The sequence below is a fragment of the Methylosinus sp. LW3 genome, assembly GCF_000527115.1.
GTDB lineage: Bacteria > Pseudomonadota > Alphaproteobacteria > Rhizobiales > Beijerinckiaceae > Methylosinus.
Window position 1 is genome coordinate 2,015,188 of sequence record NZ_AZUO01000001.1, and the last position, 23,423, is coordinate 2,038,610.

At 66.1% G+C, this 23,423-nt stretch carries 20 protein-coding genes; 7 read left to right on the forward strand and 13 right to left on the reverse strand.

The window, feature by feature from the left end; translation table 11 throughout:
• Nucleotides 1-47 precede the first annotated feature (47 nt).
• Both gltA and gltX read right to left on the reverse strand, forming a co-directional pair.
• Complete coding sequence (gene gltA, locus METLW3_RS0110230) at nt 48-1,334, reverse strand: citrate synthase (RefSeq protein ID WP_024879829.1); 1,287 nt, start codon at nt 1,332-1,334, stop codon at nt 48-50.
• Between the two features lie 350 nt (nt 1,335-1,684).
• Nucleotides 1,685-3,103 (reverse strand): glutamate--tRNA ligase, encoded by a 1,419-nt coding sequence (gltX, locus tag METLW3_RS0110235; RefSeq protein ID WP_024879830.1) that lies wholly within the window; start codon nt 3,101-3,103, stop codon nt 1,685-1,687.
• A 353-nt stretch (nt 3,104-3,456) separates the two neighbouring features.
• Between gltX and METLW3_RS0110245 the strand changes: the two genes are divergently transcribed.
• The 4 genes from METLW3_RS0110245 to METLW3_RS0110260 all read left to right on the forward strand — a co-directional run bounded on the left by METLW3_RS0110245 (nt 3,457) and on the right by METLW3_RS0110260 (nt 9,008).
• Nucleotides 3,457-5,454, forward strand: a complete 1,998-nt coding sequence (locus METLW3_RS0110245) for an SPFH domain-containing protein (protein ID WP_024879832.1) — start codon at nt 3,457-3,459, stop codon at nt 5,452-5,454.
• A gap of 107 nt (nt 5,455-5,561) precedes the next feature.
• Entirely contained in the window at nt 5,562-5,945 is a 384-nt protein-coding gene (locus METLW3_RS0110250; protein ID WP_024879833.1) for a thioredoxin family protein, read from the forward strand.
• Nucleotides 5,945-6,673, forward strand: coding sequence for a cytochrome c biogenesis protein CcdA (locus METLW3_RS0110255; protein ID WP_024879834.1), 729 nt, complete (start codon nt 5,945-5,947; stop codon nt 6,671-6,673). Before METLW3_RS0110250 ends, METLW3_RS0110255 begins: the two co-directional genes overlap by 1 nt.
• A 40-nt stretch (nt 6,674-6,713) precedes the next feature.
• Nucleotides 6,714-9,008, forward strand: a complete 2,295-nt coding sequence (locus METLW3_RS0110260; RefSeq protein ID WP_245267284.1) for a ComEC/Rec2 family competence protein — start codon at nt 6,714-6,716, stop codon at nt 9,006-9,008.
• Nucleotide 9,009: 1 nt separating this feature from the next.
• On the opposite strand, the gene METLW3_RS0110265 is transcribed toward METLW3_RS0110260, so the two are convergent.
• From METLW3_RS0110265 to METLW3_RS0110300, 8 genes are all read right to left on the reverse strand, one after another.
• Nucleotides 9,010-9,891 carry a WcbI family polysaccharide biosynthesis putative acetyltransferase gene (locus METLW3_RS0110265; RefSeq protein ID WP_024879836.1) on the reverse strand — a complete coding sequence of 294 codons (882 nt, stop codon included), beginning with the start codon at nt 9,889-9,891 and terminating at the stop codon, nt 9,010-9,012.
• A 1-nt stretch (nt 9,892) separates the two neighbouring features.
• A complete protein-coding gene (locus tag METLW3_RS0110270) occupies nt 9,893-10,939 on the reverse strand; it encodes a GSCFA domain-containing protein (RefSeq protein WP_024879837.1) in 1,047 nt (348 codons plus the stop codon).
• Between the two features lie 208 nt (nt 10,940-11,147).
• Nucleotides 11,148-11,981 (reverse strand): DUF2865 domain-containing protein, encoded by an 834-nt coding sequence (locus METLW3_RS0110275; RefSeq protein WP_024879838.1) that lies wholly within the window; start codon nt 11,979-11,981, stop codon nt 11,148-11,150.
• A gap of 171 nt (nt 11,982-12,152) precedes the next feature.
• Entirely contained in the window at nt 12,153-12,545 is a 393-nt protein-coding gene (locus METLW3_RS0110280; RefSeq protein ID WP_245267285.1) for a response regulator, read from the reverse strand.
• Between the two features lie 77 nt (nt 12,546-12,622).
• Nucleotides 12,623-12,997: a DUF423 domain-containing protein gene (locus tag METLW3_RS0110285; RefSeq protein WP_024879840.1), complete on the reverse strand. Its 375-nt coding sequence runs from the start codon at nt 12,995-12,997 to the stop codon at nt 12,623-12,625.
• 219 nt (nt 12,998-13,216) lie between these two features.
• Nucleotides 13,217-14,734 (reverse strand): undecaprenyl-phosphate glucose phosphotransferase, encoded by a 1,518-nt coding sequence (locus METLW3_RS0110290; protein ID WP_024879841.1) that lies wholly within the window; start codon nt 14,732-14,734, stop codon nt 13,217-13,219.
• A 16-nt stretch (nt 14,735-14,750) separates the two neighbouring features.
• A complete protein-coding gene (locus METLW3_RS0110295; protein WP_024879842.1) occupies nt 14,751-15,980 on the reverse strand; it encodes a glycosyltransferase family 4 protein in 1,230 nt (409 codons plus the stop codon).
• A gap of 8 nt (nt 15,981-15,988) precedes the next feature.
• Nucleotides 15,989-16,558 (reverse strand): polysaccharide biosynthesis/export family protein, encoded by a 570-nt coding sequence (locus tag METLW3_RS0110300; protein ID WP_024879843.1) that lies wholly within the window; start codon nt 16,556-16,558, stop codon nt 15,989-15,991.
• A 249-nt stretch (nt 16,559-16,807) separates the two neighbouring features.
• Here METLW3_RS0110300 and METLW3_RS0110305 point away from each other — a divergent pair, with 249 nt between their 5' ends.
• Nucleotides 16,808-19,015 carry an exopolysaccharide transport family protein gene (locus METLW3_RS0110305; protein WP_024879844.1) on the forward strand — a complete coding sequence of 736 codons (2,208 nt, stop codon included), beginning with the start codon at nt 16,808-16,810 and terminating at the stop codon, nt 19,013-19,015.
• A gap of 2 nt (nt 19,016-19,017) precedes the next feature.
• Here METLW3_RS0110305 and METLW3_RS0110310 read toward each other — a convergent pair whose 3' ends face one another.
• Nucleotides 19,018-20,142 (reverse strand): GNAT family N-acetyltransferase, encoded by a 1,125-nt coding sequence (locus METLW3_RS0110310; RefSeq protein ID WP_024879845.1) that lies wholly within the window; start codon nt 20,140-20,142, stop codon nt 19,018-19,020.
• 155 nt (nt 20,143-20,297) lie between these two features.
• Here METLW3_RS0110310 and METLW3_RS0110320 point away from each other — a divergent pair, with 155 nt between their 5' ends.
• Nucleotides 20,298-21,353 (forward strand): polysaccharide deacetylase family protein, encoded by a 1,056-nt coding sequence (locus METLW3_RS0110320; RefSeq protein ID WP_245267293.1) that lies wholly within the window; start codon nt 20,298-20,300, stop codon nt 21,351-21,353.
• 27 nt (nt 21,354-21,380) lie between these two features.
• On the opposite strand, the gene METLW3_RS0110325 is transcribed toward METLW3_RS0110320, so the two are convergent.
• The gene (locus METLW3_RS0110325; RefSeq protein WP_245267295.1) at nt 21,381-21,827 is read right to left on the reverse strand and encodes a hypothetical protein; all 447 of its coding nucleotides are present in this window, start codon (nt 21,825-21,827) and stop codon (nt 21,381-21,383) included.
• 217 nt (nt 21,828-22,044) lie between these two features.
• Between METLW3_RS0110325 and METLW3_RS0110335 the strand changes: the two genes are divergently transcribed.
• Nucleotides 22,045-22,743, forward strand: coding sequence for a hypothetical protein (locus METLW3_RS0110335; protein ID WP_024879849.1), 699 nt, complete (start codon nt 22,045-22,047; stop codon nt 22,741-22,743).
• Between the two features lie 76 nt (nt 22,744-22,819).
• On the opposite strand, the gene METLW3_RS0110340 is transcribed toward METLW3_RS0110335, so the two are convergent.
• Nucleotides 22,820-23,296 (reverse strand): helix-turn-helix domain-containing protein, encoded by a 477-nt coding sequence (locus METLW3_RS0110340; protein WP_024879850.1) that lies wholly within the window; start codon nt 23,294-23,296, stop codon nt 22,820-22,822.
• Nucleotides 23,297-23,423: the final 127 nt, after the last annotated feature.

Sequence of the window (23,423 nt, forward strand, 5' to 3'; positions counted from 1 at the left end):
GTTTCGGCCTTCGCATCCTGGACGCGAAGGCCGCGGAGTAGATGATATCAGCGCTTGGACATGGGCAGATAGTCGCGCTGCTTCTCGCCCGTGTAGAGCTGGCGCGGACGGCCGATCTTGGAGCCCGGATCCTCGATCATCTCTTTCCACTGCGCGATCCAGCCGACCGTGCGCGCCACCGCGAAGAGCACGGTGAACATTGTGGTCGGCAGGCCCATCGCCTTCAGCGTGATGCCGGAATAGAAGTCGATGTTCGGATAGAGCTTCTTCTCGATGAAATATTCGTCGTGCAGAGCGATGCGCTCCAGCTCGATCGCCACATCGAGCAGATCGTCCTTCACGCCGAGCTCGGCCAGCACCTCGCGCGTCGTGCGCTGCATGATCTTGGCGCGCGGATCGTAGTTCTTGTAGACGCGATGGCCGAAGCCCATCAGGCGGAACGGGTCGTTCTTGTCCTTCGCCTTGGCGATATAGATCGGAATGCGGTCCGGCGTGCCGATCTCGGCGAGCATCTTCAGCACCGCCTCGTTGGCGCCGCCATGCGCCGGACCCCACAGCGAGGCGATGCCGGCCGCGACGCAAGCGAAAGGATTGGCGCCGGACGAGCCGGCGAGACGCACGGTGGAGGTGGAGGCGTTCTGCTCGTGATCGGCATGCAGCATGAAGAAGCGGTCGAGCGCCCGCGACATCACCGGATTGACCTTATATTCCTCGCAAGGAACGGCGAAGCACATACGCAGGAAGTTCGACGTATAGTCGAGGTCGTTCTTCGGATAGACGAAAGGCTGGCCGATCGAATATTTATAGGCCATGGCCGCGAGCGTCGGCAGCTTCGCGATCATGCGCGTCGAGGCGACCATGCGCTCGACCGGATCGGCGATATTCGTCGAGTCGTGATAGAACGCCGAGAGCGCGCCCACCGACGCCACCATCACCGCCATCGGATGCGCGTCGCGGCGGAAGCCCTGGAAGAAGCGCGCCATCTGCTCATGCACCATTGTGTGGCGCGTGATGCGATAGTCGAAATCGGCCTTTTGCGTCGCCGTCGGCAGCTCGCCATAGAGCAGCAGATAGCAGGTCTCGAGAAAGTCTCCGTGCTCGGCGAGCTGGTCGATCGGATAGCCGCGATAGAGGAGAACGCCCTCATCGCCGTCGATATAAGTAATCTTCGACTCGCAGCTCGCCGTGGAGGTGAAGCCCGGGTCATAGGTGAACATGCCCGTATCGCCGTAGAGCTTGCGAATATCGGCGACGCTGGGGCCGATCGTGCCCTCCATGATCGGCAGGCTCACGGTTTTCTCGCCGGTGTGAAAGGACGCTTCTTTTTTCGTCATGGCCCCACCTTCTCGCGTTATCCGTGTAATTTCGCGGCGCTTCGGCGAAGCGCCGCAGCATTTTTTACGCCACGCCCGAGCCGCGCTTTCCCCCGCGGCTCGACCTCGCCAGCGAAAACGTCCGAGCGCGGACGCTCCTGCGCCCATGGGCCGCCGCGCCCGCTCGATCAAACGTAAATCGCTTTAAATTCAAACCCTCCTGCGAATGGGCGGCGGAATTGCGTCGGTCGCCGCGCCGTTGCGGCGCATGCGCAGCGGGCGGGGAGAGGCAATGCGGCGCATATGGTCGAGCAGAGGAGCTCTTGTGCGTTGCACAAACTATAGCATCCCGCGCCTGCGGTTCAAGCGAGTTACGCCGCCTGGTCGCGCAGTCGGCCGAGGCTCTCCTCCTTGCCGAGGATGGCCAGCACGTCGAAAATGCCGGGCGAGGTGGTGCGCCCGGTGAGCGCGGCGCGAAGCGGCTGCGCCAGATCGCCGAGCTTGACGCCCTGCGCCGCGGCCGTCTCGCGCACGATATTCTCGGTCGCAGCGGCGCTCCATTCCTCCAGCGCGGCGAGCTTTTCCGTCAGCGCGGCGAGATGCGCCTTCGCCGCCGGCGACAGCAGCGCGGCGGCCTTGGCGTCCAGCGTCAGCGGCCGCTCGGCGAAGAGGAAGCCCGATCCGTCGACCAGCTCATTGAGCGTCTTGGCGCGCGCCTTGAGGCCGGGCATGGCCGCGGCGAGCTGCGCCTTGCGCTTGCCGTCGAGCTTGGCGGCGAGCGCCGCGCCGCCCTCGAGATAGGGCAGAGTGGCGATCAGCGCCTCGAGCAGCTCGGAATCCTCGCTGCTGCGCAGATAATGGCCGTTCATATTTTCGAGCTTTACGAAATCGAAGCGCGCCGGCGAGCGATGAATGCTCTCGAGATCGAAAGCCTCGATCATCTCCTGCGTCGAGAAGAACTCGCGGTCGCCCTGGCTCCAGCCGAGGCGCAGGAGATAGTTCCGCAGCGCAGTCGGCAGATAGCCCATGCCGCGATAGGCGTCGACGCCGAGCGCGCCATGGCGCTTGGAGAGCTTGGCGCCGTCCGGCCCATGGATGAGCGGAATATGGGCGAGCTTGGGCGCCTCCCATCCCAGCGCCTCATAGATGTGCTTTTGCCGCGCGGCGTTGGTGAGGTGATCGTCGCCGCGGATGATCTGCGTGACGCCCATGTCGTGATCGTCGACGACGACGGCGAGCATATAGGTCGGCGCGCCATCCGAGCGCAGCAGCACGAAATCGTCGATATCCTTGTTCGGAAACACGACGCGGCCCTGCACGGCGTCCTCTATGACCGTCTCGCCGTCCTGCGGAGTCTTCAGCCGAATGACCGGCGCGACGCCCGCCGGCGCCTCGGACGGATCACGATCACGCCAGCGTCCGTCATAGCGCGGCGGACGACCCTCGGCGCGCGCCCTCTCGCGCATCTCCTCCAGCTCCTGCGCGCTGGCGTAGCAGCGATAGGCCTTGCCCTTGGCGAGCAGCTCCTCGGCGATCTCGCGATGGCGCGGCGCGCGCGCGAATTGATAGGTGACGTCGCCGTCCCAATCGAGGCCCAGCCAGCGCATGCCGTCGAGAATGGCGTCTATGGCGCCCTGGGTGGAGCGCTCGCGGTCGGTGTCTTCAATGCGCAGCAGGAAGCGCCCGCCGTGACGCTTGGCGTAGAGCCAATTGAACAGCGCCGTGCGCGCGCCGCCGATATGGAGGAAGCCGGTGGGAGAGGGGGCGAAGCGCGTGACGACCTGAGACATGAGCGCGGCTGACGATTCCTGAGAATTTAGAGTGGAGGCCCGTCTAGCACGGTGCGGGCCAGGGGGGAACTGCGGGGGGACGGAGGCTCCCTGGCCTCGGCGTCCGACTGATGGCGCAATGGGCTCGCAAGATGGCGATGTCGATTTTTATCTTCGGCTATATCAAATATTTGAGAGCGCCTTCACCTGTCGGCGACCTTCAATGCTCCTTGCAACTCTTCCGCCCGCGCCCCACATCTCGCGCCGCATGATCCGCGGCTGCGCCGAAGGCGCGGCGCCGCATGCTCCCGGCGGAATGCGCCTGGGAGAAAAGGCTTTGAACCGCGCATTCCGCTCAACCATGAGCAAATGAGATGTTTCCCCTCGATTATCCTCTGACGCCGTTCTGGCAGACGAGCCTTCTCGTCGCCGGAGCGGTCGGATTTCTGCTGCTTCTCGCGCTCGTCGGCGGCGCCGTTCGCTATATTCCGAACGATCGGCTCGGCGTTTTGGAGAAGCTGTGGAGCTTTCGCGGCTCGGTCAGCGAAGGCTTCATCGCGCTCAAAGGCGAGGCGGGCTTTCAGCCCGATGCGTTGCGCGGCGGCTTTCATTTCTTCGTGCCCTTCCAATATCGCGTGCATCGCGTGCCGCTGGTCTCCATTCCGCAGGGACAGATCGGCTATGTCTATGCGCGCGACGGCGCCGCGCTCGCGCCGGAGCAGACGCTTGCGTCGAATGAAAAAGCCTCCGATTTCGAGGATGTGCGCGGCTTTCTCGTGCAGGGCGGGCAGAAGGGGCCGCAGCGCAAGATTTTGCGCGAGGGCGTCTACGCCATCAATCTCGCGCAATTCGTCGTGCTGACGGCGGCGCGCAATTACGCGGTGGCGCTGTCGCCCAATGACAATGAGCTGTTCGCGCGCACGGCGGCGATCATCGGCGCGCGCCACGGCTTCGAGCCTATCGTCATCAAGGACGAGCAGGACGTGCTCGGCGTCGTCACCGTGCATGACGGTCCGGCGCTGCGCGAGGGCGAGATCATCGCGCCTTCCGTCGGCGGCGAGGCCTCCGATCCGTGCTTTCACAATAATTTCCAGAATCCTGAAGCCTTTTTGCGCGCCGGCGGCTTTCGCGGGCGTCAGCATCAGGTGCTCGTCGACGGCAGCTATTACGTCAATCGCCTGTTCGCGACGGTGGAACTGGTTTCGAAGACGATCGTCGACGTCGGCACGGTCGGCGTCGTCGTGTCCTATACGGGCGCGAGCGGCGTCGATATTTCGGGCGACGATTATCGCCATGGCGAATTGGTCGCGCCAGGCTGTCGTGGCGTGTGGAGCAAGCCGCTGCTGCCCGGCAAATACGCCTTCAACACTTACGCCGGAAAAGTCATCGCCGTGCCGACGACGAATTTCGTCCTGAAATGGACGGCCGAATCGACCGGCCCGCATCGTCTCGACGAAAATCTCTCGGAGATCGCGCTCATCACCAAGGACGCTTTCGAGCCTTTGATGCCGCTCTCCGTCGTCGTCCATATCGACTATATGAAAGCGCCGCTGGTGGTGCAGCGCTTCGGCGACGTCAAGCGGCTCGTCGAGCAGACGCTCGATCCGATGGTCTCGGCCTATTTCAAAAATATAGGCCAGACCAAGACGCTCATCCAATTGCTGCAGGAGCGCAGCGACATTCAGAGCCGCTCCAGCGAGGAGATGCGCGCCAAATTCGCCGCCTATAGTCTCGATCTGCAGGAGGTGCTGATCGGCACGCCGCGCGCCGACAAGGAGCGCGGATCGTCGGCGATCGAGTCGATATTGGCGCAGCTGCGCGAGCGGCAGATCGCGGTCGAGAAGGTGGAGACCTATCGGCTGCAGGAGGCCGCCGCGGCGCAGGAGCGCAGCCTGCGCGAGAAGCAGGCGCTCGCCGAGCAGCAGGCCAATATCACGGCGTCGTCGCTCGCCATTCAATTGCGCGAGAACGAAGGCAAGGCGCGCCTCGCGCAGACGCGGCAGGAGGCGGAGACGATCCAGGTGACGGCGAAAGCCAACGCCGAGCGCGCCCGCGTCGAAGGGCAGGGCGAGGCGGATCGCATTCGCGCCATCGGCTTTGCCGACGCCGAGAAGATCAAGGCCGTCGGCCTCGCCCAAGCGGAGGCGACGGAAAAGCAGGTCGCCGCCTATGGCGGGCCAGAGTATCAGCTCAACTCGACCGTGCTGCTGCGCTTCGCCGAGGCGATCGAGAATGGCAAGCTGCCGCTCGTTCCCGGCATTGTCGTCGGCGGCGGCGACGGCCGGGCCAATGGCGGCGGGCTCGTCGAAATGCTGCTCGCCATGCTGGTCGCCGAGAAGGGAGAGGCGCGAAAGGGGCTTCCCCCGGCGTAACATCGGGGAATGCGCTCGCGTATAGACCGTGAGCGGGCGGCGGCCGTGGCGTCGCCGCCCGTTTCTCCCGGGCCTTCGCGGACCCTGAACAACAGAGGATTTCACCCATGAAACTGCGCTTCGCCGCCGCGTTTTGTTCCGTCGCGCTTCTCGCCACGCCGCTTTTCGCCGCCGAGAAGCACGCTTTCACGCCGCAAGGCTTCGAGGCGGCGCAAACGGCCGGCAAGCCGATCCTCGTCGAGATTCACGCGCCCTGGTGTCCCACCTGCAAGGCGCAGCAGCCGATCCTCGAGAAGCTCGGCAAAGATCCCAAATTCGGAACGCTGCAGGTGTTCGAGGTCGATTTCGACAGCCAGAAGGACGCGCTGCGCAGCTTCCGCGCGACGACGCAGAGCACGCTCATCGTCTTCAAGGGGAAGAGCGAGACCGGCCGCTCGGTCGGCGACACCAGCGCCTCTTCGATTGGAGCGCTGCTCGACAAGGCGCTGTGATGACGGTCGATCTCGCGGGAGCGAGCCTCGCCTTTCTGGCGGGGCTGTTTTCCACGCTCTCGCCCTGCGTGCTGCCGCTGCTGCCGATCATTCTCGGCGCCGCGGCCTCCGAGCACAAGCTCGGGCCGGCGGCGCTGGCGCTCGGCGTCGCCTCCTCATTCGTCGCCATCGGCCTGTTTCTCGCGCTCATCGGCTTCGGGGCGGGGATAGACGGCGATAGTCTGCGCTTCGGCGCGGCGCTGCTGATGGTGGCGCTGGGCGTGCTGCTGGCGGCGCCGGCGCTGCAAGTCAGGATCGCCGCCGCCGGCGGGCCGCTCGCCGATTGGATCGAGCGGCGCTTCTCCGGCTTCTCGACCCATGGGCTGCGCGGCCAATTGGCGCTCGGCCTGCTGCTCGGCGCGGTGTGGAGCCCCTGCGCCGGGCCGACTCTGGGCGCCGCCTCGCTGCTCGCGGCGCAGGGCCAAAACCTCGGCCAGGTCGGGCTGGTGATGGCGTTCTTCGGGCTCGGCGCCGGCCTGCCTCTGGTCGCGCTCGGCTCCGTCTCGCGGGGGCTGACCATGCGGTTGCGGAATTCGCTGCTCGTCGGCGGCAAATGGGGCAAGGGCGCGCTCGGCGCAACGCTCGCCTCCATCGGCCTCATGATCGCCACCGGGCTCGACAAGCCGCTGGAGGCGGCCCTCGTCGCCGCCTCGCCGGAATGGCTGACCGGCCTGACGACGCGTTTTTGATCGTCGCGGCGCTCGCGCGCTCGGTGGTTTCGGATATAGCATGAGCTGGACCTTGCTCGAGCTGCGATATCCGGGGCCTTTGGTGAGTTGGAGCGCGAAAGCCGTCGCCGGCGCGGCCGATCGGGCGAGAGGCGTCATACGCCCCGCCTTTTCGGCCGCTTTCGCGTCGCTCGCCGACGCCGCCCGCGCTGCGCTGGAAGAAGAGATCGCGCTGCGGCGGCCATTTCTGTGGCTGCCGGTGGCGTCCGGCGCCGGCGTCCTGCTCTATTTCGTGGCCGATCGCGAGCCCTCGCTCGCCTTCTCTGCGGCGGGCCTCGCCATTCTGGCGGCGCTCGCCGTCCTTCTGCGCGCGCATAGGGCGGGCGCTCTGCTTCTGCTGCTCGTCTGCCTCTCGGGCGGCTTCTTCGCCGCCGTCTGGCGCGCCGCGCGCGTCGATGCGCCCATCGTCTCACGCGCCGGCGTCGGCTTTCTCACCGGCTTCGTCGAGGAGCTGGACCCGCGCCCCAATGGCGCGCGCTTCATTCTGCGCCTCGCCAGCGCGGAAGGATTGCCCAATGACGTCGCGCCGTTTCGCGTGCGGCTGACCACGCGGGGCGAGACGAAATTTTCGGCCGGCGATTTCATCGCGCTGAAGGCGCGCGTGCTGCCGCCGGCCCACGCCGCTCTGCCGGGCGGCTATGATTTCTCGCGCGACGCTTATTTCGCCGGGCTGGGCGGCGTCGGCAATGCGCTCGGCCGCATCGACATCATGCCGGCGCCCGATCCCGCGCCAATGTCGCTGCGCTTCTTCGCCGCCGTCGATCGGCTGCGCAATGCGCTCGCGGCGCGGGTCTATCGCGCGCTCGGCGGCGACACCGGCGCCATCGCCGCCGCAATGGTGACGGGCAAGCGCGATTTTCTGAGCGAGGAGGCGAAAGAGCTGATCCGCCGCGCCGGCATATTCCACATCATCACAATATCCGGCGTGCAGATGACATTGGTCGCCGGCATTTTTTTCGTCGGGCTGCGGCGGCTGCTGGCGCTCTCGCGCACGCTGGCGCTGAATTATCCCATAAAGAAATGGGCGGCCGGCGTCGCCATCATCGGCGCCGTTCTCTACGACATAGGGACGGGCTCGCGCGTCGGCACGGAGCGCGCGCTCATCATGACGACGATTATGCTGATCGCCGTGCTCTTCGATCGGCCGTCGCTGTCCATGCGCAATCTGGCGCTGGCAGTTTTCTTCATCGTCGCCTTCCAGCCGGAGGCGCTGCTCGGAGCGAGCTTTCAGCTCTCCTTCGCAGCAGTGGCGGCGCTGGTCGCCGTCTATGAGGCGCGCGGCGCGCTCATCGAGCGTCGGCGCGAGCCGCCCGCCTTCGGACGAACGCCCTCCCGTTTCGCGCGCTGGCGCGAGAATCTGGGCGAATTATTGTTGCGCGGGCCGGCGGCGCCGATCTTCGCGACGCTCTGCGCCACATCGGCGACCGCCTCCTTCATGGCCGGTGATTTTCACGAATTGAGCCCCTATGTGCTGATCGGCAATCCGCTGACGCTCGCCATCATCGAATTCTTCGCCGTGCCGGGGGCGCTGCTAGGCGCCTTTCTCTATCCTTTCGGCCTCGACGGCCCGGTCTGGCGCTATGTCGGCTTTGGCATCGATCTCGTCACCGCCATAGCGCGGCTCATCGGCGCCGCGCCCGGCGCCAGCCTGCCGGTGAAGAGCTTCGCGCCTTTCGCGATTATTTTCCTGTCTCTCGCGGTTCTGTCGCTCGTGCTGTGGCGGACATGGCTGTTCCGGGCGATGGCCATTCCCTTCGCAATGCTCGGCCTGTTCGGCGCCGCCAGCGGGGAGGGCTTCGATCTCGCCGTCGCGCCCGGCGGCGACGCCGCGGCGCTGCGCCTGCCCTCCGGCGAGCTGGCGCTGCTTGGCCGCGGAAAGCTCTCCTTCGTCGGCGAGCAATGGCTGCGCGCCGACGCCGACACAAGAGCGCCGGCCGACGCCCGTGGCGGCGTCTCCTGCGACGATCTCGGCTGCGTGGCCAAGGCGATCGACGGCCGCGCCGTCGCGCTGGTGACGGATCGCAAGGCGCTGATCGAAGATTGCGCCCGCGCGGCGATCGTCATCGCGCCCTTCTACGCGCCCGAAGGCTGCGGCGCGCCTATCCTTCTCGATCGCCGCAAGCTCGCTGAGACCGGCGCGGCGACCCTGCGCTTCGTTGGCGAGCGAGTAGAATGGCGAACCGCCCGCTCCCCGGGTGAGGACCGGCCTTGGTCGCGCGCGCCGAAGCAGAGGGCGGCGAGCGCATCGCCTCCCGGCGCCGAGCCGCTCCTCGGGGAGGAGGAGCGGCTGAACTGAGTTAGACTCTCTCGAGCGTCTTGGCGCATTCGGCGATGAAGGGCACGGACTTCCAGGCGTCGTCCATTCTGCCGAGGGATTCGAAGATGATGTCGATCACGCGGGACAGAGACATTTCGCGGGGCGAGCAATTGGGGAATCTCGACCAGGTGAGGCTCCCCTCGAAGCCAAAACGCCGGGCGATCTCGGGATAAACCGGCCAAATTTCGGTTCCGGCGCTGAGCTTGTCGGGCTGCGTGCGGCGAATGGATTCGGAGCGCGCGTAGGCGTCGGCATCGAGAAAGCGCCCGGCGAGGGCGTTGCGAACGATGTCGACGAGAACGAAGCTGCGCGGATGATGGCAGACGTAGAAGAAGTCGTTCTGCGTCTCCCAAAAATCGAACGCCTCCTCCAGCCGAATGCCATATTTGCCGAAGTCCGCGACGAGGCGGCTTCTCTCGGTCTTGTACAGATCGAAATAGCCGAGCTTCTCATAGACGTCTTCGCGGAAGAGCACCTGTGTCTCCTCCGCCGTCTTGCCGATCGCCTTCGCGCCGAGCGCGATCAGAGAGGTCTGTGTGTGCGGCGCGCCCTCGCTGAAAGGACCCCAGAAGCCGTCCAGCATGGCGACGTCGGGATGCAGGCCGCGGAAATAGAGCTCCGGAATGATCACACGCTCGGCGCTGGGGTTGAGCACGTTCGCCAAGCGGAGCCCGTCGAGCGGCCAGCCGATATAGAGGTCGCACTCTTTGAGATAATTCTCGAACTCGGGCTTCTCGCCGGTCTCGATCCATCGTTCCGCTTCGTTGAATCCAGCGGCCTTGATTGTCCAATCGGGGAACAGCGTCAGAACCACCTCGTAATAGGTGGATGTCGCGCAGTTCGAAACAACGATGACCTTCATCTCAGAACCCTATGTTCGTGCCGTATTTCTCTTCGTCGCAGATGATGCGTCCCGCATAGGACTGGTTCAGCACGCTGCTTTCTGTGGCCGGCTTCGGGGGCGAGGCGACGGGCTCCGACGTCTGGCCGAAATAGGCGGTCTTGAAGACGCGCATGACGTGGGAGACGCCGATTTCGGGCACGGTGCGCTTATTGCTGTCGTAATATTTCCCATCGTTGAAATGGCTGGAAATAATCTCGTAGGACGGGAAATAATAGGCGTTTTCGACAGAGCTCTCGACGCTGCCGCAGACGGCGCGCAGCACTGACTTGCTGTAGACGGTCGCCGACAGCACGTGCTCGTCGGTGTAGGTCGCCGTGAGCGGCACGGGCGAGACCGTCAGAATGACGCGCGCGCCCGGATTGATCTTGCGCAGCCCGGCCAGGAACTCTTCGAGATCGGCCTTCACCTCCTCATAGGAATAGCGATGGAAGAGGGCGGCGGCGGCCTGCGGATCATCCGTCGTGACGCCGGGGTGGATTGGCAGAACGAACTGGCCGTCCGGCGTCGTCCAGCCCTCGATGAGCCCCAGCGTGAAGACGAACACGGTGCAGTCGGTGAACACACGGCGCACCGCCTCGAGATGCGCGCGCCGCGCGGCGGCGACATCCTCGGGGCTCGCAAAGCCTTCCGTATAGGTCGTCGGACGAAAAGCGTCGACCAAGCGGCCGTCGGGACGCGGCAGGACGAGCGGCGGCAGGCTCAGCTGGCCGGTGGCCTCGAGCAGCAGCTGGCGCAGCTGGGCGACCGTGTAGATATTGCCATAGCGCGCCGAGAACACCGGCTGATCGGCGGGGCTCGCCTCGGTCTGCAGGAAGCGGACGCCCGGCATCGCCTCAATGTAGCGGGACACATGCTGCGCGAAGCAGCTGCCCGCGGTCGCTATGCGGTCTTCCGCGCCGATGAGGAATTTTTTGTGCGGGATCGGGCTGACATCCTCGGGAGCGAGGTCGGCGACAGCCGTGCGCCAGAATTGGGAAGGCCCCTTCGTCGCATATGGATTGCCCATCGGATCACCTCATGAAAGTCGTGGCGACCCGGTCGTCTCTCGGCGCCGCAATGGCCGACGTTCGAAAGAGATGATAGCAAGGGCCGCCGCTGCGCATCGTCCCGACTTGTGCGGTGCGTTGGGCATATCGACACCGGAGGACGATGGCAAGCCCGCAATCGGGCTCGCCTTTTTTATCCGGATTGTCGCTGGTCGGCCGGGGGAAGGGTCAGTCGCGCGGCTCGCGCCCGCCCGACTGGCTGCGGCGCTCGCTCACCGGCCGCGCAGCGCGGCGCTCGAGGCTCGGCCGGCCTTGCTTGCTGGCGCGCTCCAACGCCGCGAGGCGGCGGCGGATCGGCTCGTCGAGATCGGGGGAGCGGGCGAGGGGGCGGAAGTCGCTCTTCGAATAAGGATAGCGGCTGGCCCCGTGGAAGATTTCGACTCCATGGGTCGTCATCACGGCGTCGCCGCGCCGCAGCGTCGGGTCGAGATAGATCGCCTCGATCGAGCTCTCATTGGTCTGGCCGGCGTGGCAGGAGCATTCCTTGTCCTTCTCGCCCTCGGCCTTGCCCTCGTTCTTGCGCTGCAGGGTGGCCATCAGCCGCGCATAGGTCGCGCCGCCGCGCGCCGCCACCGCGTCCTCCATCTTGTCGGTGCCGCCGCGCATCACATAGAGCGTCGTGCGCGCGCCGGGGCAGAGGCGCCCGCAGGCGCGCTGATGGCTCGCCGTGTCATTGGCGCTCGAATAGAGGCCGACGGGGAAGAAATAGCCGTCGCATTCGCGCACGCAGTAGGAGCGTCCGCCGGCCGCGGTCTCCGTATAGACGGAGCGCTCCGGCTCGCCGCCGCGGGAGGCTCTGGGCTGCTCGCCCCGGCGGTCTCGCGGGACATAGGCGCGGCGCTCCTGCTGGGCGACGCCATGGCGCCGGGCGTGGCCGTGGCGGCGATAGCTCTGATAGCCGCCCGCGCCGCCATAATCCGAATAGCCGCCGCCTCCGCCGCCGAACAATTGCTGGAAGAAATCCTGGGCCAATGCGGAAGAAGGCTCGAGCGTCGCGATCATCAGGCCCAAGACCAAGCCGCCGAGAGCGGCGAGGCGACGTCGGGAGCATCCCCGATCGCCGCTTTTACGCGAAGACATGACGCGGCACCCGTTTTGAGGCAACTCCCCCTTACATGGAGCGTGATCGCAAGAGACAAGCCGTCCGGTCCTCGGTATCTCGCCGTCTCTGCCTCAGGCGTCTTGCGCGGCGCGTCGCGACGCCGCGACCAGGGCCGCGATCAGCGCCTCGGTGCGGAAGGGTTTTTCGACGATCGGGCGCGTGGCGTGGGCCGAGGGCAGAGCCGAGCGGCCATAGCCGGTCGTGAAGACGAAAGGAACGCCCATTGCGGCGAGGCGGTCGGCGACCGGCTCGACGCTCTCGGCGCCGATGCACAGGTCCAGCAGAGCGACGTCGAATTGCGCGCTGGCGATGTTCCGCAATGCGACGGCGACGGTCTGGGCCGAGGCCACGACGCGGAAGCCATGCTCGGCGAGCGTCTCCTCGAGCGCGAGCGCGATCAGCGGCTCATCCTCGACGACGAGCACGCGTCGACCGAGCGCCGCCTCCGCGCTCCATTGTTCCATCTTCCCCATCTCGCCCCCACGCTCGCGAGGGTGAGGTCGATTCCGGCCTCCTGTCCAGAGCGGGAAAGCGCGGGCTGCTACCTCGCCCGCAGCGCGGCGAGCGCCCAGACCGCCAGCGCCAGCCAGCTTCCGATCGTCAGCGAGCCGCCGATGGGCGCCGCATAAGGAAACAGCCGATCGCCGGTGAAGCTGCGGGCGGCGAGGTCGCCGGAAAACAGCGCGACGCCCGCGATGAGGGCGAAGCTCGCGCCGCCGAGCCAGCGCGCGAGCGGCAGCTTTGCCGCCAGCAGCGCGCCGAGGCCGAGCGCAGCCGCCGCGTGGATCATCAGGAAACGGCTCGCCGTCTCGAGATTGGCGGCGTTGGAAATATGCGCGCTCGCGGCCGCGAGCGCGACGCCCGCCGCGCCCGAGAGCGCAGCGAGAAAGACGATGAGAAGGCTCGGGCGCTGCATAAACTTCTCGATATAAATGCAAGCAGAATAACGATAATTCTGCTCATGTTGATGTGATGGATGAGGTGGCTGCGTTGGTCCTCGCGACCAAATGCGAAGGTCAGGATAGGCCTTTGCGCGGGACGGATCAACGCGCCGGCTCATGGATGAGGGCGAGCCTTCAGGCTCGGATTTCGGGGCGGGGAGATGAGCGACAGCCTCGCGCGGCGAGGCTCGCCGTCAATAAGCGTTCTCGGTCTTCAGCAGCGCGATCGGCGTGAGCGCGAGAATGTACATATCCAGCAGGATCGACCAGTTCTCTATGTAATAGAGATCGCATTCGACGCGCTTCTGGATCTTTTCCGGCGTGTCGGTCTCGCCGCGCCAGCCATTGATCTGCGCCCAGCCGGTGAGGCCGGGCTTGACGCGATGGCGGGCGAAATAGCCATCGACCACCTCGTCATAGAGATGCTCGGCGGCGCGCGCATGCATGGCGTGGGGGCGGGGGCCGACCAGAGACAGACTGCCCTGGAACACGACATTGAAGAGCTGCGGCAGCTCGTCCAGCGAGGTTTTGCGGATGAAGCGGCCGACGCGGGTCACGCGCGGATCGCCCTTGGTGACGAGCTTGGCCGCGGCGGGATCGAGCTTGTCCGCATACATGGAGCGGAATTTATAGACCTCGATCTTCTCATTGTTGAAGCCGTAGCGGGTCTGGCGGAACAGCACCGGGCCGCGCGAGTCGAGCTTGATCGCCAGCGCCACCGCCGCCATCACGGGCGCGAAGAGAAGGAGGCACAGCGCGCCGACGATCTTGTCGAAGGCGGATTTGATCAGCACGTCCCAATCGGCGATCGGCTTGTCGAAGACGTCGAGAACCGGAACATTGCCGATGTAGGAATAGGAGCGCGGGCGAAAGCGCAGCTTATTGGTGTGCGCGGCGAGCCGAATGTCGATCGGCAGCACCCAGAGCTTGCGCAGCATTTGCAGAAGGCGCGTCTCGGCCGAGATCGGCAGGGTGAAGATCACCAGATCGAGCCGCGTGTGGCGCGCGAATTCGACGAGATCGTCGATCGTGCCGAGCTTGGGATAGCCGGCGACGACATCCGGCGAGCGGTCGTCGCGGCGATCGTCGAACACCCCCAATATGCGCAGATCGCTGTCCTGCTGCGAGGCGGCGAGCGCGCGCAGCACGGGCTCGGCCGCCGGGCCGCCGCCCACGACGACAGTGCGACGGTCGAGCTTGCCCTGCTGCGTCAGCGAGCGCACCACCGCGGCGACGGCGAAGCGCTCCGCCGCCAGCACGCCGAGCCCGCCGGCGTACCAGCCGAGCAGCCAGACGCGCGACAGGGCGTTGTCCAGCTTCAGGAAGAAGATCGCCGCGAGCGCCGCGAGAAAGACCAAAGTCCAGCCGCCGGCCAGCTTGAGCCCATGGCCGATGGGCGTGCGAAAGGCGGCGGGCGTGTAGAGATCGAGAGCCTGCCAGGCGACGACCGCGAGCAGCGCCATTCCTGGTATGACGATGAAATATTCGACGCCATAGCCATAGCCGGGCGCGACATGCAGCCGATGCACAGCGAAGCCGGCCGCCGTTATCAGCGCGAATTCGAGGATACGGACGAGGCCCGCCAGCACGACCGGCGAATAGGCGGGAATCGGCCGCGCATCGGCGGAGATTTCCGCCAGCCGCGAGGCGACGCGACTATCGTCATTGGCCGGCGCGGCCGCTTTGATGTCGCGTAGGGCGAAAGCACACATGACGTTACTCCACTCATCAGGCTCGCTGCGGCAGAACGGCCTCCGCGGCGCGGCGATGTCCGGCGGCCTCCAGCGCATCGCGATATCCACGCAGCACGGCCTCGACCATTGCAGTCAAAGAGAAATTTTCTGCTACTCGTTCAGCGAGCTGGCCGGCGGCGCGGCGCCGCGCCTCCTCATCCATGCCGCTGGCGGCGATCATCGCGCGCGCGAGCGCCGCCGGATCGTCGCTTTCGACGAGACGATTCGCGTGCTCGCCGAAAATCTCTGGAATGCCGCCGACATTGGTGGCGATGAGCGGCATGCGCGCGGCGATGGCCTCGAGCACGATATACGGAAGTGACTCGGCCCGGCTCGGCACCACCAATATGCGCCCCAGTCGCAGCGCCTCGCGCGCCGGCATGGGCGGCGCGAAAGAGAGACGCTCGCTCATCCCGAGCCTTTCGGCGCAAGCGCGCAGAGCCGCTTCGTCCGGCCCGGAGCCGACGAGCGCGAGCCGCGGCGCTTCGCCGGTCGCGTCGCGAATGAGCGACAGCGCCTCGATCAGCGTGTCCACGCCTTTGAAGCGGCGCCATTCGCCGACATAGAGAAAATCGGCGGCGTCGGGGATCGGCGTGAGCGGCTCGAACTCCTCTGGCCGCAGCCCATTGGGCACGACGCGCGTCACAGAGCCGGAGAAGCCGATCGCTCTGGCGAAGCGCTCTTGCGCATAGGCGCTCTCGAAGGGGATGAAATCGGTCACGCGCTCCAGCGCTTTCTCCACCGAGAGATAGAGACGATTGACGAGCGCGTCCGGATCGTAATGGAGGCTGCCGCCATGCGGCGTGTAGACGCGAACATGCGGATGCGGCAGCGTCGGAAACATCGGCAGCAGCGCCGGCAGGCGCGCATAGAGCCCGCCCTTGGCGCCATGGCCGTGCACGACATCGGGCGAGAGCCGCTTCAGCGCCGTGGCGATGCGAAAGGCGACGATCGGATCGCTCCAGCTCGGCAGTCGGCGCATGCACAAGCGCGTGACGCCGAGCTCCAGCGAAGGCTCGAGCATGCGCAGCGTCGCCTCCGCGCGCTCGCCGCCGGTGGAGGAATCGGCGATGAGGCCGACGGCATGTCCGCGCGCCGCCTGGGCGCAGGCGAGATCGACGACATGACGAAAGAGTCCGCCGATCGGCGCGCGCATCACATGCACGATGCGCAGCCGTCCGGGGCTCTCGTCGTCGCTCGTCTGGCTCTGCCGATTCTCGCGCATCTTTCTTCTTAGAAAATCCGTTCGCGAACGGTGATCGTGTCTCCCGGCCGGACCGCCTGCAGCAAAGGCACGCGGCCGGTGACCGGAACGCCGCCGCCGTAGTCGCGCGTCAGATCGACCTCGCCTTGATAGCCGCGCGGGCTGAAGCCGCCGGCTATGGCGATCGCCTTCTGCACGGTGAGACCCTCGACGAACGGATATTGTCCGGCGCTCATCACTTCTCCGAGCACGAAGAAGGGACGATACGCCTCGACTTCCACCGAGACGCGAGGATCGCGGACGAATCCGTTGCGCAAACGTGCGGCGATTTCATGTTGCAGCGCCTGGGTCGTGAGGCCGGCCGCCGGAACGATGCCGATGAGCGGCATCGAAATATGGCCGGAGCCGTCGACCGTGTAGCTGTTGGAGATCGCGTCCTGGCCGAAGACGATCACGCGCAGCCGATCGCCGGCCGCGAGCGTGTAGGGCTCCTCGGTCGAGGAGGTCAAAAGCTCTGGAATATAGGCGCCCGGCAGGGCGCATCCCGACAATGTCGCGCACATCATCAGCCAGAACAGGAGAAAGCCATATCTCGGCATTTAGAATCTCGGGCTCGAGGAACAGCTTAAGAACGTGTCCCGGCGGAAATTTTTAACGGCTCATGGTTAACAAAGCCTGATCGTCGCGGGTCGCGGCGTCGCCTCTTCAACGGCGCCGTCTCGCCGCGGTTAACCCCGCGGAAACCATAATCTCGGTACAAGGTCCATGCGCCAAATGGAGTTCGCGAGATGAGTTTCGGCCACCCTCACGATGACGCGGGGAGCCCCCGGGGCGAGATGGGACGTGAGATGTCGCGCGAGATTTCGCATGGGGATGTCTCGACCGGCGAGATCGATCTCGGGCAGATCGCCGGCGCCTTGTCGCGGCGTCGACGCATCGTCATTGGCGTGACGCTCGCCGCTTTTCTCGGCGCTCTGGCTTTCGTCAATATCGTCAAGCCGCGCTACACGGCCGAGGCGCGCGTGCTGCTCGAGAATCAAGAGAGCTATCTGACGCGCGCCGATAAGGAGCGCGCCGACCCCGCCGCAGCGCCCGACGCCGAGGCCGTGCAGAGCCAGATTCAAATGCTCACCTCGCGCGATCTCGCGCGGCGCGTGCTGAAATCGCTCGATCTGCAGGGCAATTCCGAATTCGATCCGATCGCCAATGGCCTCGGGCTCGGCACGAAGATCGGCGTGATGCTGGGGCTGACGCGCGATCCCTCCAAGCTCGCGCCGGAAGAGCGCATGCTGGACGCCTATTTCGACAAGCTGCTCGTGCTCTCGCCGACGAAAACGCGCGTGCTGCAGATCGAATTCTCCGCGCGCGATCCCGATCTCGCGGCGCGCGCCGCCAACGCCATCGCCTCCTTCTATATCGACATTCAGCGTGAGGCGAAGCGCGAGAACGCCCGCGACGCCGCGCAATCGCTGAGCCCGTTGGTCGCCGATCTGCGCGAGCGGCTCGCGAGGGCGGAGGCCAAGGTGGAGGCGTTCCGCTCGCGCTCCGGCCTCTTCGCCGGCACGAATAATATGACGATCGCCACGCAGCAGCTCGGCGATCTCGCCAATCAGCTCTCCATCTCGCGCACCGCGCAGGCCGATGCCGAGGCCAAGGCCAGGCTGGTGCGCGACATGCTGCGGCAAAATCGCGTCGGCGAGATTCCCGACGTCGCCAATAATGAGATGATCCGCCGAATCGGCGAGCAGCGCGTGTCGCTGCGCGCCCAGCTCGCGCTCGAATCGCGCACGCTGCTGCCCGGCCATCCGCGCATAAAGGAGCTGCAGGCGCAGCTCGCCGATCTCGAAGCCGATTGGCGCCGCGCCGCCGAGCGCACGGCGCGCACATTGGAGAATGAGGCGCATATCGCCTCCGCCCGCGTCGAAAATCTCGCGCGTGCGATGGATGAGCAGAAGCGCGTCGCCGGCGCCGCGGGCGCGGATGAGGTGCAGCTGCGCGAGCTCGAGCGCGCCGCGCGCGTGCTCAAGGATCAGCTCGAGGCGGATTCGGCCAAATATCAGGAGGCGCTGGCGCGCGACGGGCCGAAGGCCTCGCCAGCCGACGCCCGCGTCATTCAGCGCGCCGTCGCGCCGCCGATTCCTTCCTTCCCGAAAAAGGTTCCGATTACCGCCTTTGCGACGATCGCCGCTTTCGTTCTTTCCGCCGGATCGATCATCGCGATCGAGCTGCTGAGCGGCCGCGCGCGCGTGCGCGGCACGGCGCCGCTTCCGGCTCCGCGCCTCGAGGAACGCGAGGAAGAGGAGCTGGAGACGCCGCCGAAGGCTCGCATCGCCGCCGCCAATCGGCGCGAGCCGATCTTCGTGGAGCCTGAAGACGAAGAGGAGGAGGCGCCGCCTCCGCCGATGGCGAGCCTCGCCGCCGAGTCGCGGACGCGTCTGTCGCCGGCGCGCACGCCCAAGCTCGAGAGCAGATCGACGACGCGCGCCTATCGATCCAGCGTTGTCGGAAAGATCGATGCAGCGCGCATGGCGACGCTCTCGGTAAAGGTTCTGATGGTCGGCTGCGCCGACGCCGAGCATAGTTTCGACAGCGCGGTGACATTGTCGCGCGCGCTCGCGCGGCGTGGTCTCGCCATCATTGTCGCTGCCGATGCGCAGGAGCGCGGCGAGCTCTATGATCGCCTGATCCCCGATGTGGATCGCGCCCGGCCGCTCGGCCTCGCGGATCTCTCGAGCGGCGCCGCGACCTTCGCCGAGGCCATTCATCGCGACGCGGATTCGCGTCTGCATGTGATGCCGGGCGGCCGCGCCGCGGCGGAATATGATCAGGACGCCGAGCCTGTGTTGGAAGCGTTGGCGCAGACCTATGATTTCATCGTCTTCGCCACGCGCGATTATGATCGCGCCATGTTCCTCGCGCCATCCTTCGATATCGTTCTGGTGAGCGGCTCCGAGCGCGCGGCCGAGGCGGTCATAGACGAGCTGGCGCAGGCCGGCGTGCGTGACGCCTTCCTGCTCGAGGATGAGACGGCTCCCGCCGACGCTTCCGCCGCGTAAAATCAGCGCGCGAGGCGGCGCAGCTCGGTGAGCGTGGCGAGGAGACGCGGGTTCTGCTTCACCGCGCGCTTGGCGCGCGTGAGCGCGGAAAGCACGGGTGCCGCGAGCGCGCCGAGCGGCGTCGCCGGAACGAGCGTGTCGACGAGCGCGATCGTCTCGTCACAGACAGCGTTCTTATAGCGCGCCTCGCCGACGCCGAGATCGAAGCGCGCGACGCCGCGCGTGAGCAGATCGCGCAGAAGAGAATGCAGCAGCAGATCGCCGGGCGAGGAGCGCGCGATCTCTTCCTCCGCCACAAAGGAGTTGAGCATCGCCGAAAAGCGTCCACGATGGGTGAAGCCCGCATAGGTCGCGATGATGCGTCCATCCAGCGTCAGCGCATGGACCTCGAGCGCGCCGCCACACAGGCCGAGCACGAAATCGCGCATGGCGCCGCTCGCAAAGGAGGGATCTTGCAAGCGTTCGGCCTTTTGCGCGAGCAGCGCCTCGAGAATTTCTCTCGCCCGCGCGCCCGTCGCGCAATGCTCGAAGACGAGCGCGCCCATCTTCTCGAGCCGCGCCTGCTTCTTGCGCAGCTTCTTGCGCGCGTCGGCGGAGAAGCGCGCATCGAGCTCGCTCGCCGTCGCGGGAAGGCTCGTTCCATAGGCGAAGCTCGGGCTCGCGCTCGAGCCGGGCAGGGCGAGCGGATTGGCGACGCCTTCGAAAGCCTGCGGCTGATTGGCGAGACGATAGAGATCGACGCCGCCGGCGCGCGCGGCGCGGCGCAGCAGCGTGCGAAGCGCGGCGGCGTCGAGACGCGCATCCGCGGCGAAGAGGCCGAGATTGAAATTGCTCTCCTTGCCACCGAGAAATTGCGCGATCCGCAAAGGGCCGAGACGCGACGTCGCCAGCGCGAGCAGCGCGAGAGGGCGTGCGCCCTCGCCATGACGCGCGACAATGATCATCGGCGTGAGGCCGCGCGCGCGTCCGAATGTCGCGTACCAATCGCGCGCGAAGCCGAAAGATTGATAGGCGCTCGCCGGCGCATTGGCGAACAGAACCTCCCAATCCGCGCGCGCCGCCTCGAAGGAGGAGAAGACGTCGAGCGAGATTTCATCCACGGAGGTCTCCGGTCGCGACAGCTCCATGAGGCTTTCTTCTCTGAAATTCTCTGTTCTTGCGTTAACCATATCGTCGCCGCATTGCTGATGTTTTCGCTTCTTCGCGACACTAGCAAGGAAAGGTCAACGAGACCTCGAGATGGTGCGGCAGAAAAAGAAATGCGCGGGGAGGCGCGGCGGCTGTGACGAAATGGCGTCGAATGGCCATAGAGGCGGGCATGGAGTTCTTCCGCGCGAGCGGCGTGCACCGCCTCGCCGAGCCCTACACGCGCGGGCTGGGCGCGATATTGATGTTCCATCGCGTGCGGCCACGGCTCGAGCAGGCTTTCGAGCCCAATCAGCCGCTGGAGATCACGCCGGAATTTTTGAACGCGCTGATCGCGCGGCTGCGTCAGCGCGGCGTCGAGATCGTCTCGCTGGAGACGGCGCTCGCGCGGCTGCGCGCCGGCGAGGCGGGAGCGCCCTTCGCCGTTCTCACCTTCGACGACGGCTATCGCGATTTTGTCGAGCATGCGCTGCCGGTGCTGGAGCGCCATAATGCGCCATTCACGCTCTATCTCACCGCGGGCTATGCCGACGCTTCCGCGCGGCTGTGGTGGGTTGAGCTGGAGGAGGCGATCCGACGCCTCGATCGTCTCGACGTCATCGCCGGCGGCAAGCGTATCTGTTGCGCGGCGGCGACGGCGGCGCAGAAGCGCCTCGCCTTCGCCGAGGTCTATGCGCAGCTGCGCGCCGGCGACGAGGCGGAGCTGCTGCGCGTCGTCACCGCTCTCTCCGCCGAGGCGCGGATCGAGCCTCACGCGCTCACGCGGCGTCTGTGCCTCGGATGGAACGAGCTGCGCGCGCTGTCCGCTCATGCGCTGGCGACGATCGGCGCGCATTCGGTGACGCATGCGCGATTGGCCAAGGTGGATTGCGCGGCCGCGATCTATGAGATGGCGGAGAGCCGGCTGCGGATAGAGTCCGAGCTGCAACGGCCGGTCCCGCATTTCTGCTATCCGGTCGGCGATCCGACCTCGGCGGCGCGACGAGAATTCGAGCTGGCGGCGCGGCTCGGCTTCGCCAGCGCTGTGACGACGCGTCCGGGCATGATTTTTCCGGAGCATCGCGAGCATCTCATGGCGTTGCCGCGGCTCTCGGTGAATGGACGGCATCAGTCGCTCGCCGCGCTGGACATTCTCCTGTCCGGCGCGCCATTCGTTTTGATGAACGCAGGCCGCCGCGTGACGGCGGCCTGATTTGCGCTTACCTCACGCTGTCCCTCGTCAGGCCAGGCCGAGACGCTGCGTGAAGCTGCGCCATAACTCGCCCAGCGACTTCTTCTCCGCGACGGAACGTGCGCGAGCGGCGACGGCGCCGGGCGTGATCGCGCCGGAATAATTGCAATCGCAGAAAATGTGATGCGCCTCGCGCATGGAGAGCTGGAAAAAGTCGATCGCATCGCCGAGCTTGTCGCCTTTCAAGCCGTCCTCGCGAAAGGCGGCGTCGCGAAAGGCGATCGACAAGGGCGACTCGTCCTGGCGAAGCTTCACGCGCTCCTTCACGGGCACATATTCCATCATCGAGAAGAGGCGGATGCGTCCGACATGCGCTTCGATGAGAGTGGCGAGCCGCTCCAAGCGCGCGCGACGCAGCGACGCCTGCTCACGCTTCGCCTCGACAGGCTCGACGCCTGCAAGTTTCGTTATTTCTTCGAGAGTTCTGTATTTCATCACGCCCTCCGTCGCCAATGGGGCCTTTCGCCCGACAAAACAAATCCCCGACTCGACTGAACACATTCGACGAAGATTGGTTCCTGCGGCTTTCCGCTGTCGGCGCCGATATGGCGACGCTCGCGTCGACGGGCGCGATCGTCGCTCTTGCCGGCTCGGACAGCGCGACTAGATGCTTCGCGGGGTTGCAGGACGGGCTGCAGGAACGGAGATCCTCATGTCCATGACCTTCCGAGAGGCGACAGCGCAAGAAAACGCCGCAGTCTATGGCGGCCTCGTCGATGCGGTGGGAGGCATCGCAACGATTGTCCTCGCCGTGTGTGGGCTCGCCGGAGTCAATCCGCCGCTCATGGCCGGCATAGCGACGATCGTGTTCGGCGTCGCTCTGCTCATTCAAGGCGGCGCGATGCTGTCGGAATATGCGCAGATCATTTTCCCAGCGGGCGCGAAGACTGCGAATTTCGAGCATTTCGGAGGCGGCAGCCTCTCGGCCGTCTTCCTCGTGGGAGCGGCGGGAATTGTGCTCGGCGTTCTCTCATTGCTCGGCATCAATTCCGGCGTGCTGACTCCGATCGCGACGATTGCTTTCGGCACGGCGCTCGTGCTCAGCAGCAACGCCGTGTGGCATCTCTACACGCTGCGTCATGCGCAGGCGAAGAGCGAGGCCGTGCAGTCGCAGAATGTCGGCGGTGAGTTTCTGGCGAGCGAGATGGCCTCTGGCTCGGCGGGCATTCAGGCGCTGGCCGGTTTGGCCGCGATCGTGCTGGGCGTTCTCGCGGTCGCAGGAAACACCAATGATCTCGTGCTCAATCTCGTGGCTCTGCTGGCGCTCGGCGCGACGGTCGTGCTCACCGGCAGCACGCTGAGCGCGACGGTGCTGAGCTTCATGCGTCCGTGGTCGTCGTCGCAGTCCTGATCCGGCCGCTCGTCTCTCGGAGCCGTGACGAAGCACGGCTCCGGGGGTCGTCGTGGGCATGACGAAGCGCGCTGCGTCAGCGCGTCGGTGGATCCTGCGACAGGCTGTCCGCCTGCGTGTCGAAGAGATGCAGAAAGGCGTTCTTGTCGGCGCGCAGCTTGCGCAAATGCACGAAAGCGAGCTGCGCCAGCCGGCGGTCGCCGAGCATTGTCAGCACGATGAGCGAGCGGCGCCGATCGAGAGGATCGCTCTTACGCTTGACGAGCTTGGCTTGCTCGAGACGCGAGACCAGCTCCGCGGCGCTGTGATCGCGGATCAGCAATTGCTCGGCGAGCTCGCCGACGCTGATATGCGCCCCCTCGCGAAACGTCTTGATGGCGAGCAGCGCCTGATAGCGCTGCATGGTGAGGCCGACATCCGCGGCCGCCTGCTCGCTGAAGGCGAGAAATTGCCGCAGCGCATAGCGGAAATCGGCGAGCGCGCGAAGCTCCTCCTCGGAGGGGCGGCCGTCGTCATCGGCTTCCTGAGGGCGGCTCTCGAGCGCCGTCGACATTTTTCTCATTCTCCTCGGATTCGCTGCCCGCGATCTTCGGCCAAGCGCCCATGATGGCCTTCGCCCCGCGCGGGGTCAAGGCGTTCCGCCCGGGACCGTCGCGGCCAGGCGGCGCAGCGGGCGCGCG

Coding starts and splice junctions, on each gene's coding strand:
- gltX (WP_024879830.1), bottom strand. CDS start 3,103: ATGTCTCAGGTCGTCACGCGCTTCGCCCCCTCTCCCACCGGCTTCCTC.
- METLW3_RS0110255 (WP_024879834.1), top strand. CDS start 5,945: ATGACGGTCGATCTCGCGGGAGCGAGCCTCGCCTTTCTGGCGGGGCTG.
- METLW3_RS0110285 (WP_024879840.1), bottom strand. CDS start 12,997: ATGCAGCGCCCGAGCCTTCTCATCGTCTTTCTCGCTGCGCTCTCGGGC.
- METLW3_RS0110270 (WP_024879837.1), bottom strand. CDS start 10,939: ATGGGCAATCCATATGCGACGAAGGGGCCTTCCCAATTCTGGCGCACG.
- METLW3_RS0110280 (WP_245267285.1), bottom strand. CDS start 12,545: ATGGAACAATGGAGCGCGGAGGCGGCGCTCGGTCGACGCGTGCTCGTC.
- METLW3_RS0110265 (WP_024879836.1), bottom strand. CDS start 9,891: ATGAAGGTCATCGTTGTTTCGAACTGCGCGACATCCACCTATTACGAG.
- METLW3_RS0110310 (WP_024879845.1), bottom strand. CDS start 20,142: ATGGAGCTGTCGCGACCGGAGACCTCCGTGGATGAAATCTCGCTCGAC.
- METLW3_RS0110290 (WP_024879841.1), bottom strand. CDS start 14,734: ATGTGTGCTTTCGCCCTACGCGACATCAAAGCGGCCGCGCCGGCCAAT.
- METLW3_RS0110335 (WP_024879849.1), top strand. CDS start 22,045: ATGTCCATGACCTTCCGAGAGGCGACAGCGCAAGAAAACGCCGCAGTC.
- METLW3_RS0110300 (WP_024879843.1), bottom strand. CDS start 16,558: ATGCCGAGATATGGCTTTCTCCTGTTCTGGCTGATGATGTGCGCGACA.
- METLW3_RS0110295 (WP_024879842.1), bottom strand. CDS start 15,980: ATGCGCGAGAATCGGCAGAGCCAGACGAGCGACGACGAGAGCCCCGGA.
- gltA (WP_024879829.1), bottom strand. CDS start 1,334: ATGACGAAAAAAGAAGCGTCCTTTCACACCGGCGAGAAAACCGTGAGC.
- METLW3_RS0110245 (WP_024879832.1), top strand. CDS start 3,457: ATGTTTCCCCTCGATTATCCTCTGACGCCGTTCTGGCAGACGAGCCTT.
- METLW3_RS0110305 (WP_024879844.1), top strand. CDS start 16,808: ATGTCGCGCGAGATTTCGCATGGGGATGTCTCGACCGGCGAGATCGAT.
- METLW3_RS0110275 (WP_024879838.1), bottom strand. CDS start 11,981: ATGATCGCGACGCTCGAGCCTTCTTCCGCATTGGCCCAGGATTTCTTC.
- METLW3_RS0110250 (WP_024879833.1), top strand. CDS start 5,562: ATGAAACTGCGCTTCGCCGCCGCGTTTTGTTCCGTCGCGCTTCTCGCC.
- METLW3_RS0110325 (WP_245267295.1), bottom strand. CDS start 21,827: ATGAAATACAGAACTCTCGAAGAAATAACGAAACTTGCAGGCGTCGAG.
- METLW3_RS0110340 (WP_024879850.1), bottom strand. CDS start 23,296: ATGTCGACGGCGCTCGAGAGCCGCCCTCAGGAAGCCGATGACGACGGC.
- METLW3_RS0110260 (WP_245267284.1), top strand. CDS start 6,714: ATGAGCTGGACCTTGCTCGAGCTGCGATATCCGGGGCCTTTGGTGAGT.